The 11,339-nt window shown below is 58.6% G+C and carries 13 protein-coding genes; 1 reads left to right on the top strand and 12 read right to left on the bottom strand.

The features are described from left to right. Window positions 1-740: YCF48-related protein (locus ACETWG_10420; GenBank protein ID MFB0516998.1), on the top strand; the 740-nt coding region annotated here is incomplete at its 5' end. 120 nt (window positions 741-860) lie between these two features. On the opposite strand, the gene ACETWG_10415 is transcribed toward ACETWG_10420, so the two are convergent. The 12 genes from ACETWG_10415 to ACETWG_10360 all read right to left on the bottom strand — a co-directional run. After that, window positions 861-1,751: a toast rack family protein gene (locus ACETWG_10415; protein MFB0516997.1), complete on the bottom strand. Its 891-nt coding sequence runs from the start codon at window positions 1,749-1,751 to the stop codon at window positions 861-863. A 10-nt stretch (window positions 1,752-1,761) separates the two neighbouring features. Next, the gene (locus tag ACETWG_10410; protein MFB0516996.1) at window positions 1,762-3,321 is read right to left on the bottom strand and encodes a hypothetical protein; all 1,560 of its coding nucleotides are present in this window, start codon (window positions 3,319-3,321) and stop codon (window positions 1,762-1,764) included. Between the two features lie 3 nt (window positions 3,322-3,324). Next, a complete protein-coding gene (locus ACETWG_10405; GenBank protein MFB0516995.1) occupies window positions 3,325-4,644 on the bottom strand; it encodes a DUF4097 domain-containing protein in 1,320 nt (439 codons plus the stop codon). After that, window positions 4,641-5,558 (bottom strand): HEAT repeat domain-containing protein, encoded by a 918-nt coding sequence (locus tag ACETWG_10400; GenBank protein ID MFB0516994.1) that lies wholly within the window; start codon window positions 5,556-5,558, stop codon window positions 4,641-4,643. The genes ACETWG_10405 and ACETWG_10400 overlap by 4 nt, the downstream gene beginning before the upstream one ends. After that, window positions 5,551-6,087 (bottom strand): RNA polymerase sigma factor, encoded by a 537-nt coding sequence (locus tag ACETWG_10395; protein MFB0516993.1) that lies wholly within the window; start codon window positions 6,085-6,087, stop codon window positions 5,551-5,553. The genes ACETWG_10400 and ACETWG_10395 overlap by 8 nt, the downstream gene beginning before the upstream one ends. 413 nt (window positions 6,088-6,500) lie before the next feature. Next, window positions 6,501-7,424, bottom strand: coding sequence for a malate dehydrogenase (gene mdh / locus ACETWG_10390; GenBank protein MFB0516992.1), 924 nt, complete (start codon window positions 7,422-7,424; stop codon window positions 6,501-6,503). Window positions 7,425-7,520: 96 nt separating this feature from the next. Continuing rightward, window positions 7,521-7,778 (bottom strand): 50S ribosomal protein L27, encoded by a 258-nt coding sequence (rpmA, locus tag ACETWG_10385; GenBank protein ID MFB0516991.1) that lies wholly within the window; start codon window positions 7,776-7,778, stop codon window positions 7,521-7,523. Between the two features lie 52 nt (window positions 7,779-7,830). Next, the gene (gene rplU / locus ACETWG_10380) at window positions 7,831-8,409 is read right to left on the bottom strand and encodes a 50S ribosomal protein L21 (protein MFB0516990.1); all 579 of its coding nucleotides are present in this window, start codon (window positions 8,407-8,409) and stop codon (window positions 7,831-7,833) included. A 291-nt stretch (window positions 8,410-8,700) separates the two neighbouring features. Continuing rightward, window positions 8,701-9,711, bottom strand: coding sequence for an alpha/beta hydrolase (locus ACETWG_10375; GenBank protein MFB0516989.1), 1,011 nt, complete (start codon window positions 9,709-9,711; stop codon window positions 8,701-8,703). A 77-nt stretch (window positions 9,712-9,788) separates the two neighbouring features. Beyond that, window positions 9,789-10,595, bottom strand: a complete 807-nt coding sequence (locus ACETWG_10370) for a family 1 encapsulin nanocompartment shell protein (GenBank protein MFB0516988.1) — start codon at window positions 10,593-10,595, stop codon at window positions 9,789-9,791. Between the two features lie 2 nt (window positions 10,596-10,597). Then, window positions 10,598-10,972, bottom strand: coding sequence for an encapsulin-associated ferritin-like protein (locus ACETWG_10365; GenBank protein MFB0516987.1), 375 nt, complete (start codon window positions 10,970-10,972; stop codon window positions 10,598-10,600). Between the two features lie 148 nt (window positions 10,973-11,120). Further along, a partial coding sequence (locus tag ACETWG_10360) for an AmmeMemoRadiSam system radical SAM enzyme (protein MFB0516986.1) occupies window positions 11,121-11,339 on the bottom strand: 219 nt, incomplete at its 5' end.

Raw genomic sequence — 11,339 nt, 5'->3', positions numbered from 1 at the left:
GGGCCGCAGGATACAACAATACGATTATCCACACGACCGATGGCGGAAGATCGTGGACCTTACAATCTATAGAAAATGATACGGCAAAAATATACTATGACATTTACTTTGCTGATGGATGTACGGGCTGGTTGGTAAGCAATTTTGGAGAGATTCTACAAACGGGAAATGGAGGAGCATCCTGGAATATTCAAACGCGCTCGGAATCAACAGGAGGCGCGAAGTGCCTTTCGTTTATCGACGAGGAGGTAGGATTTGCGGTTTTACCCGGCCTTACTTTCCTCAAGACTACAAACGGCGGTGCCAGATGGACCTCGGCGCCGTTACAACTGACCTGTCCCGGAAGGCAATATAACCCGTTCGAGCCCACCGATCTATTTTTCACCGATGAGCAGCATGGCTGGATCGCGACATTAACATTCAGTGAGGTAGCGATAGACAGCACAGCTATTTTCTACACGACCGACGGCGGGGATACCTGGATTTGTCAAAATTCTCTTTTCATTCAGTATTTTAAGTCGATTCACTTTGTTGATAATCTGACGGGATGGACGATAGGAAAGCAGTGGGCAGAGCTGCCATCCACCGATACGATATTTCATACCACCGACGGTGGATGCACCTGGAGTCTGCAATCTGAAGAAGAGGGATTGTTTTTTCAGGATATTTATTTCACCGACGCCGAGCACGGCTGGGCACTGGATTATCGCGGGGGTATCCTTAAATACGTGGTACCCTGATAGCGGCATTCCAGCTTCCTGTCAGTGGTATTGAGGTGGAGCTTTCGCTGGGGGGATAAAAAGAGACGGCTACGGTAGAAAGGATTCCCCACTACTTTAGCCGCCTGCTGCAATCAGGGTTCAGTCAGTCCAATTGATATCGATGCTGCCCAGTCCCACCGAGGCGGTAATGCGCAGGGTGGGCCGGGAGGGGTCATAATTTTCGCTGCGATACAGGCCGCGGCCCTTTTTGACCATGTCGTTGGTATCGATGGTTGAGAGGAAGTTCTCCTCGGCTTCCATCTCCACGTTATAGCCGCGGGGGATCCGCAGGGTCACGCTGCCCAGCCCGACGTTCACGTCCACGGACATATCCTTGAGGGTTTCGCCGCTGAAGTCGAGCTCGGCTGAGCCCAGGCCGCAATCGAACTTGAGCCGTTCGGTCTTGGCGTTGGCTAGATTATGGGCCACCAGCTCACCCAGTCCGTTATCCACGTCAATCCGGCGCAGCTCCACCCCGTTAGGCGTGGAGAAATCGAGGGTAGTCTCGCCCAGGCCATTGTCCAGCTTGAGGTCCATTACCTTCAGGTAGCCCAGGTCCAGGTTGGCCTCACCCAGGCCGCAGGAAAAGTCCACTTCCAGCGGGACGCGGGTGGTGAAATAGAGTTCGCTTTCAGGCGAGTCCATATCGCGCATCGATATGCCCTCCCAGCCACGGTGCTGGCTTTTGGTCGTCAATTGGAAGCGGGCCACGTTCCCTTTCACTTCATATTCAACTTTGGGACTGATGTAGTCTTCATCGTACTGGATATAGCCGGTGACCGCCTTGGCCGGGTTGCCCCGCTCGACACGGATTTCGCCTAAGCCGAACTCCACATTGACCTCCATCCGTTCCACGTTGTCGGCCAGGGCTTCGTCGATGGTCAGGATGGTGCGCTCATCCGGGTTCCTTCGACCGGGCTCCGGACGGGGCCAGGCGAGAGCCACCGATAAGCATAGGAGAAGTGGTGAATACCGGAGAATGCGTTTCATGGCTTGCTCCTTAAAAATCGAGAATCCTCAGGTAGAAGACCCAGTCCCTGCCCTCTCTGAGCGGTCGGAAGAGTTCGATCCGGAAATCGTCGCCACTGGCGCTGAGTCCCACCGCATGATAGCCATGCTCAATTGGATACTCGAAGTGGTCGCTGGTGAAGAGTTGGGCGTCGCTTTGCCAGGAAGCGCCATAGTGCCAGTGAAGGCTGAACAGTCCATCGCGTTTTCTGAGGGAGAACATGGCGTTAATCACGGCGTAGTGGTTATCGATGTCGGCAAAGATGGACTTGTAGTCGTAGCCCTGGACGGAGCCAAGGCCGCCCAACGGGACCTGGTGCTGCAGGCCGTAGTTGTCGCCCTCGATGGCACCGGTGCGGCCGGTGAGCCGGATACCCAGCCGGGTGTGGAGGCGAATGAAAGCCTCACCGGTCACGTCTTCCCTGGCATAGTCGAAGTCGCTGCCGCCGTTGGCCAGGGTCTGAGTGTGGGCATAGGACAGGTTGAACCGGATGCCCCTGGGGAAATAGCCGACGGGCCGGCCCAGGGACAGCTGGTACTGCAGGTTGACGTCTTTTCCAGCACTGATATCGTAGGCGGGCCGGAACCGTCGATCCTGTTTGAACAGGCTCCATTCAGCGCCATTGTCCATAATGCGATGTTGCTCGTTCCGGTAGCGGGCCTTGAGTTCGACCAAGGGGGGCAGGCCCAGTACCAGGGAACCGCCCCAGCCCTCGGCTTCATACCAGTCGTACCAGTCCTTGTGAATTAGGAAGGCGCCCAGGGAGTTCTCCTTGGGAGTGACCCGCCAACTGTCGTCGTTGCGGGCTTCTTTATGGCCTTCCACCAGGAGGCCGATCCGTCCCCGCCAGAAGTATTCACCGAGACCCAGGCGGCCATACCACGTATTCGCGCCAAAAGTGTAGCCGACTACGCCCTGGAGATGGAACCCGGGGATATCGTCGGTATCCGGATGGAAGGGGACATAGATGGCCAAGCCTTCGGCGCGGTTATAGCGGACTTTGTCAGGGGGGATTTCGAAATCGGGTTGGATGCGCCGCCGGTCGTAGGGCTGCCAGAGGGGTTTTTCACCCTCGACTTCGATAGTCTCCCACTCGTGTTCTTCATCCTTTGCCCGCCACTCGATGCGCTTATCGCGAGACTCGTCATAGCCGAAAATATCCTTGGCTTCTTCACGGCTGAGGCTGATCTTGCCGCGGTTGACCTCCAGGACCTCGCCGGTCACCTGGGCCTCCTCGCTGCGATGGATAGTCCCCCCGAGGGCCACGATGGTACCCTCTACCTGGGCAGTGGGCAACAGCTCCACATCGCCGCCCAGGACGGTAATGCGCCCGGTGACCTTGCCGGCTACGGTGAGGTTACCGCCGATAATCCGGATGGCGCCGGAGCGAACCTCGCCTTCGGAAATAACTAGGTCGTTAAAAATCTTGACCTCACCGGAGGGGGTTACTTTGGTCTCGACTGCCTGCTCGCCTTCGGCCTGTTCCTGGGCCGGTAACCAGGTGAGAAGGAAGAGGACCAATATGCCGGTGGGTGAGAATAGCGCACGCATGGCTTATTCCTCTCCTTTCCTAATTTTGATCTTGCCCTCCGTAGTCTCGATGACCATACGGTGGAACGGTTGGTCGGTTGTATAGGTCCCCACGGTATTGCCGTCTTCTTTGCTATACTCAAGTTTCACGTTACTGTTGATGTAGTCGATGGCATAGTGGGGTGAGTACCCCAGGATCCTGGCGGTGATATCCACCGGCTTTTCGGTATTGAAGTTCACATATACATTCCCGTGGCTGGCGGTGAAGGTGGACTCTGATTTACCGGGGTCCTCCAGGGTCATTTCGCGGACTTCGATATCCCCGTTATCGGATTTTGTGCGCACGGCTCCGGTTATCCGGTTGATCCAGACGTCTCCGGCGCCGGTGAATAGTACGGCATCGCCAATTATACGTCGGAGGGTGAGGTCGCCGCCGCCGCTGGCCGCTCCCAAACCGCCCCGCAGGTTTTCGATCTCAATGTCGCCACCACCGGTCATGAGGTTGAGCTCTGCGGTAATATTTTGCACGCTGATTTCGCCGCCGCCAGTACGGGCCTCGATGTCACTCCCTTCCAGATCCTGCAGGCTGATATCGCCACCGCCGGTGTTGAAATCATAGTTCCCTTTACTGTTGAAAAAATCGATGTCGCCGCCGCTGGTGCGGACCTTGGCCTTACCCTGGACATGGCGGCCTTCAATGTCACCACCTTCCGATACCAGCTCGATCTGACCCTCCACTTTGAACAGGTCGATATCACCGCCCTTTGTACCGAGCATGATTTTGCCGCTGGCGTTGGACAGGGCCACATCCCCGCCCCCCGTCTTGACCTCCAGGTCACCCTGGAGCTCCGCCAGGTCGATATCACCGCCATAAGAATGGATGATGACATTAAAAGTTTTCGGCACCCGTGCCTTATAGTAGAACGAAACGTCCCGGTCCCCCCATTTGCCTACTTGGAAAATATAGGGCTCACCTTCGGAAGCGGGGGGACGCAGTTCCCCCTTGAGCTTGTCGATGACTTCCTGGGCCCACTGCTTATCCTTGGTTTTGACGGTGATCTCCTCTTCAATCACAATTCGATGGACGTCGGTGCCCTGCATAATCACATCTCCCCGGAGGGCTTTCATGACCAGGGTGGCCCGGGGCTTCACATCCAGGCGGTGAACCACCACGCCCTGGATCTTTCCGTGGTAGTCACGGAGTTCGAGGATCTGAGGCAGTTCCGGAATTTCCGGTAGCGCTGGCATTTCCGGCAGCCTGGGCAATTCGGGCAGCTCAGGCAGGTCCTGACCCGTCAGGGACATACAGAAGATAAGCGCGGCTATGAGGGGTCTTATAATCATGGTTGTAAATCCAGCCGTTCTTCCTCCAATGATTCGGTTACTTGGGAGAGGGTCTGGTAAGCTTGGTAGCGCACACTCTCCATGGGGTCCATTCGGGAGACCAGGAGCAGGGCTGAGCGTACCGAGAGGTCATCCAGGAAGTTGGCCAGGTTTTTCACGGCCGCCAGGCGCACCCCCTCGTTCTCGTCCTCCATGACGACTTTGATGAGAGCGTCCTTGATGAGGGGTGACTGAATACCCTGCAGGCTTCCGATAATGGACAGCCGAACGCCGGCATTTTCATCGCTGAGGAGGGCTGAGACCAGGGCCATGAGCGTGGACTTCTTGCTTTCCAGTTGGGAAGTGCCGCCCAGGATGCGGGCCGACTGGAGGCGCTGGCCGGGATTGGGATCTTTCACCAACACGTACTCCAGGGCGGCCAGGATATCCTCGCGCTCGGCAGTACCGGTGAGCGTCATCTCCCGGCCGGTTACCAGGTTCAGCTCCACCGGGTTCTGGGGATCGTCCGAGAGGTTCACGTCGATATCCTCCAGCTGGCCGGTGCGGATGAGTTCAGCCAATTGTTGATGGGTGAAGCGGCTGACGTCTTCGTCGGCGAGGGACAGGCCGGGGGCGCTGGGGCCGAGCAGGAGAAAGCGTCCGATGAGGATGCCCACGACGAGGGCGGCCGCCCACGCCAGTGCTGGCCGGGCCGGAGCCCACAGGTAGGGCAGTTCCTCCCACCACAGCTGGAGCCGCTCCCAGAAACGCACCAGCAGGCCAGCCTCTGCGGTCACGGCAATGGCACCCTTGAGCTTCACCCGCTGAGTCTGCAGCCACGCCTCATCGACTCGGTAGACCGGCTTAATCTCGGCGAAGATCTCCCGGAGCCGCTTCTCGCTCAGATCGGTGTTGCGTTGAACTTGTCTAGGCATAAGCCGCCAAATCCTTCCTCAGTTTGAGGGTTGCCCGGTGTAGGTACCGCTTGATGGTACCAGGGGTGCAACCCAGGAGTGTGGCAATGTCCTTAATCTTGTGTCCCTGGTAGTAGCGCATGACGAAAACGGTCTTCTGCTTCGGGGGCAGGGCATCCACGGCATCAATGATATGCTGCTGCTGTTCGGTGCGCTTCTGAATCTCATCGGTGTAGGCATCGTGGTAGCCCTCTTCCAGGGAGATGTTGTCCAGGTGATGCCGATGTCGGCCGCTGCGGTAGCTGAAGCAGGTATTGGATGTAATGCGATAGAGCCAGGTATAGAAATCGCTCTTGAATTCGAAAGAACCGAGACTCTTCCAGACCTTGATAAAAACTTCTTGATAAATGTCTTCAGCATCTTCCTTGTTCTTCAGCAGTTGCAGTGCCAGGGCCATGATTTTCGCATCATACATGGCTACTAACTGGTGGAACGCGTGCTGATCGCCGCCTTGCGCAGATCGGATTAGTGCGACCGTTTTCTCGTCCACGTTCCGCCCTTCACAATTGCTTAGACTGGCCCTGTAGGGTGTTGGTTGTCATGGATTTCGGCTGAACAATAAGTTACTGTCTGGTAAAATTTCAACCGGGGAAAATTACAACCGGGTGGCGCGATTGGCAGGAAAATATAGTGTGCTGGGTGACACTGTTAGCCTTTAGCCCTTAGCCGTCAGGGCTAGCCAATTCAGTCGTCGCACTGAGCGTTCGCCTGAGCTCACGCCAAAGGCCTGACGAAGTATGATGACGGTGCTGCTGGGACTAGCTTACCTCTGCAGCACAAGCTTGCGACTGGCCGTGAAGCTATTGCCGCTTAAGAGCATAGAGATGTTGAGCGGTAAAAGCAGGACGCCCTCCCCTGCACGAGCAAAGGAGGGCGCCCTGATTTTGGTAGGGTGTCGGCAGACTACAGGTTGAGGCGGTCGAGGACACCTTTCACATGGTCGGCCGACTTCCTCAGGGCCGCCTTTTCGTCGTCGGTGATGTCCAGCTCGATGATCTTCTCCAGGCCGTTTTTGCCGAGAATGCAAGGCACGCCCATGAAGATGCCCTCCACGCCGTACTCGCCGTTTAGCAGGGCGGAGCAGGGGAGGACCCGGCGCTGGTTCTTGATCATGGACTCCACCATTTCGGCCACTGCGGCGGCGGGGGCGTAGTAGGCCGAGCCGGTCTTCAGGTAATTGACGATCTCGATGCCGCCGTCCCGGGTGCGCTGGACGATCTCTTCGACGCGCTTGGCCTCAATGAGTTCGCTGATGGGTATGCCGGCGACGGTGGTGTAGCGGACCAGGGGCACCATGGAATCGCCGTGGCCGCCCAGCACCAGCGCCTGGACATCTTTAACCGAGACATTCAGCTCCATGGCAATGAAGGAGCGGAAACGGGTGGAGTCCAGGATGCCGGCCATGCCGATGACCTTGTGGGAGGGCAGCCCGCTGTTGGCATAGGCGACGCTGCACATGACGTCCAGGGGGTTGGTCACCACGATGAGGATGGTATCGGGAGAGTGTTTCATCACCTGTTTGGTGACCTCGCTGACGATTTTGTGGTTGGCCATGAGCAGGTCATCGCGGCTCATGCCCGGTGTCCGGGGCTGGCCGGCGGTGATGACGGTAATGAACGAACCGGCGGCGTCTTTGTAATCGTTGGTCCCGATGAGTCTGGTATCGGAGCCGAGGACGGGAGTTGATTCGTACATATCCAGGGCCTTACCCTGGGGGATACCTTCCACAATATCGACCAGGATGACTTCCTCACCCAGTTGGTGCTGGGCCAGTCGCTGGGAGGTGGTGGCGCCGACGTGTCCGGCACCTACGACGGTGATTTTCATAGGGTACTCCTTTGGTTGGAAATAAGTAACCCCACAGGCCAGGGGGATGGGGGGTCGGAGGGTAGCCTGCGGGGCATGATCATAGGATTAGTTCAGTCATGTGGGCGGATATACGGAAACGAGCTTTTTCATTCGCCCTTTACGCTCGAATTTAACAACGCCATCGATTTTTGAGAAGAGGGTATCGTCACCTCCCAGGCCTACGTTCCGGCCGGGATGAAATTTGGTGCCTCGCTGGCGTACCAGGATGGAGCCGGCGGTCACCAACTGGCCGCCAAAGCGCTTGACCCCCAGTCGCTTGCTGAGGCTGTCGCGTCCGTTTTTGGAACTGCCTACGCCTTTCTTGTGTGCCATGGTTATAAGTTACTAGTTATGAGTTTCAGGTTTCTAGTTCAAAGTTTCGTTTTTAGCTGCCGCCGGTTTTCTTCTTGGAGGCCGGTTTGGCGGCAGTCTTTTTAGCTGCGGCCGACTTACCGCTGGTGGTCGCTTTTTTTGCGCCTGCTGACTTTTTAGTGGTAGTCGTTTTCCTGGTCACAGCTGTCTTTTTCACAGTGGTGGTCTTCTTCGGTGCGGCGGCCTTCCCGGCGGGCTTCTTGGGTGCGGGTTGGGTGGGCACCTCTTCAGTCGGGGCTTCGGCGGCGGGGCTGGCCTGGACCAGGTTGATGGCGTTGATGCGCAGAAGGCTGTAATCCTGCCGGTGACCGGTCTTTTTGCGGTAGCCCTTGCGGCGGCGGAACTTGAAGACGGTGATTTTCCGGTCCCGGCCGTGCCCCAGGATGGTGGCGTCCACCGCGGCCCCGGCTACCGTCGGCTGGCCGAAAAGGGTAGTGCCGCCGTCATGGAGCAGCAGCACCCGCTCCAGCTGCAGGTTGGCGCCAGCCTCACCATCAGTATGGGGGACCTTGAGCTCCTGGCCCGCCTCTACCCGGAACTGCTTACCGGCGAAGTCCACTATGGCATATCCGTCTTTAGCTTTCTCGACCATCAGTCTGTTGTGCCTAATTCACTGTGATTCGCATTTCGAAAAGCGCGCTAGCTTACCGGTTGGGGGTGCTATGAGTCAAGCTCTAGTTGCGAGGGGTTGCCCTATGGGCGAGCAATGAATCCTGCTCCCCTTCGATCCCGACGTAAAGTCAGGACTCAGGGCTAGGCTAAGGGCAACTGCGGATTCCGATAAGGGCGCAGCGGCGGTACGGCCTACCTTAACAGTAGCAGCTTGATGCTGCGGGTGCGGGCCGGCGTAACCAGGTGGGTGTCGCTTTGGGCAGGGAGGGGATCAAGGGTTTCCAGTCAGCGCCTTAGCCAGCAGTTCCAGGCTGGTCTTGTACCGGTAGTTGATCCCGAAGTGCCCGTCCGAAAATTCCTCGTAGTGGTAGGGGATCTCCAGGTCTTTCAGGCGCTCCACGAATATGCGCGCGCCCAGGTGGAGGGCGAACTCGTCCTTTTCGCCGGCGTCGAGGTAAAGCAGTTTGAGACGCCGCAGCGCCTCCGCATGGTTCCCACGCTCAACCATGCGCACGGGATCGTGTGCCAGCCAGCGCTCCCAGATTTCGGGCACCAGCTCCCCGCTCGGCAGGGTAAAAGGCAGCCAGTAGTCCTCCCCATCCGGCGAGTAGGCCGCCGCCATGGCCAGAATGTTCAGGGTTGGGATGAGCGGGCCTTTCTTGACCGCTCCGGCGAATTCCTTTAGGAAGCCCTCCACGCCACCATATTGAATGAGTGCATCCACCGCCTTGGGGAATTCCCGCAGGTAGCAGTACTCGAAGTACATGTCGCCGCTGTGGCAGGCAGCCGCGGCGAAGGTGTCGGGGTGCTTCATAGCCATTGTGAGGGCGCCGTAGCCGCCGCTGGACTTGCCGGTGACACCCCGGTGCTCCCGGTCTGACACTGTGCGCAGCTGGCCGTCAATGAAGGGGATAACCTCGGTGATGAGGTAGTCCTCGTAGGGGCCGGTGGCGCTGGAATTGACGTACTGGCTGCCCCCCAGGCGGGTGAAGCAGTCGGGCATGACCAGGATAGCGGGCGGGCAGCCGCTGTTGACGATCAGGCCGTCCAGCTGCTCGGGGAGGTTCTCCTCCCAGACCGAGAAGCCGGCCATGTTCAGACCCGTCCCGGTGAAGCCCGCCAGGGCGTAGATCACCGGGTAGCGCGCGTTGCCGTGGTCGTACACCGGCGGCAGGTAGACCGGGAAAGTGCGGACGTGGGGATCGCCCAGTGGGTTGCCCTTGAGCAGGGTGCTGTCCAGGGTCAGGTTTCGGACGCTGCCTTGGAGGGTACGGCTATACATGGTTCACCTCGCGGGTTAGTTGCTGCGAGGTGAATTTAATGGCATCCGGCGGTGATTAAATCAGTAGGCCGGGAGCTCTATTTCTCCTTTAAATCCAGGCAGACCGCCGCCTCGGGCGTCAATACCTGGAAGGTGAAGGACTCGGTCAGGTAGAGGCGCACCGTCTTGGTGTCGTGGGTCTCGTAGCCGATGGCCAGGTCCTGGCCGAGAGTGAGTTCCAGGTCGCCGCCGCGGGTGGAAACCAGAAACCCGCCTTTCAGAACGGCAGTGTGGATGACCGGTCCATCTAGGAGGTGTTCCACTGTTTTTAGCAGCGGGTAGTTGGGGCCGGCGGCGGTCAGGGCCAGGTAGGGGGCATCTCCCAGGACCAGGGCGTAGGGGCCTTCCACACCGGCGTTGCGCAGCAGCAGGATGGCCTGGCTGACCCGTTCCGGGTAGGTCCTGGCGTCGTTGGTGATTGACAGCGGTTTGTGAGTGCTGACTTCACACAGGCCGGGGAGCTTAGCGGGCTTAAAGCCACAGTAGACAGTCTGGTCTTCAAAGTGGGCCAGGCGCCGGGCGGCCTCGGTGAGGCTGGACAGGTCCAGGTCCTTGGCACCCCGCTCGATGTTGTCCAGTTCCCAGATATTCAGTTCGAAGGAGGCTCGCAGCTCGACTAGGGGCTGCACCTGGGGGATGCCGTAGCGGACGCCTGCGGCGGCCTCCTTGTCGGGCACTTCCAGGCGGCCCAGGGAGACGGCGGCGAAGTCCAGTCCCTTAGGACCGGCCACATCCACCACCTGGCGGGCGGTGAGGTTGATGCTCAGGACGCGGCGGGCCTCGTCGTCAATAGCCTCCCAGGCGGCCTCGGTGATGGGGGCCAGTGAGCGCTTGAGAAAATCCATGCTTATTCCCTTCCTTTCTCCGGTGGTGAGCCTTTCGGTTTCAGGGCACCGATGCCCAGATCTGATAGGCTAGCTGGGGATAGCTCTTCTTCGATGTTGTGGTGGACAATGGGACCGTCCTTGAATAGATAATCGCGCAGTTCCCCGTCCCAGCCGGGCATGTTGCGGCGGAGCCATTCCAGGAGCATGGCGGCGTGTTCCATCTCCTCGTCCCGGTTGTGGGCCAGGATAGCCTTGAGTTCCTCGTCTTCGGTCTGCGTGACGCGCTGATGGTACCAGTCCACCGCCTCGAGCTCTTCGACCAGGCTTCGAATGGCCCGATGAAAGGCGCGGGCTTCTTCCGGCAAATGTTCAAAGGGTTCATGATAATTGGACATAGTGACTACTCCTGATAGGCTTGTTCGCGGCAGCCGCTGCCTTGACTGGTGGCGCAGGCAGCTATTCTCGCCGAATCGTGATGGATCACAATCCGGCTAAGCTTACGGAGGGATTCTTGCAGGTGTCAAGCGGCTTAATCGGCCCCTGTCAGGCCCACACGCCGGGAATGGCGGTGCCGCAGTGCGGGCAGGTGCCGTCGGGGGCGATTTGATTGTCGAGGATGTAATAGCCCACGCGGCGGACCAGGGGCGTGTCGCAGCCAGGGCAGCAGGTGTTTTCCAGCTCGGGGACCATGCCGGGAATATTGCCGCCGTAGACGAAATGCAGCCCGGCCTGGCGGCCCAGGTCCCAGGCCCGGAGGAGCTG

The sequence above is a fragment of the Candidatus Neomarinimicrobiota bacterium genome, from assembly GCA_041862535.1.
GTDB lineage: Bacteria > Fidelibacterota > Marinisomatia > SCGC-AAA003-L08 > TS1B11.
The sequence above is the reverse complement of the archived record's forward strand: the minus strand, read 5'-3'. Positions and strand labels throughout refer to the sequence as shown.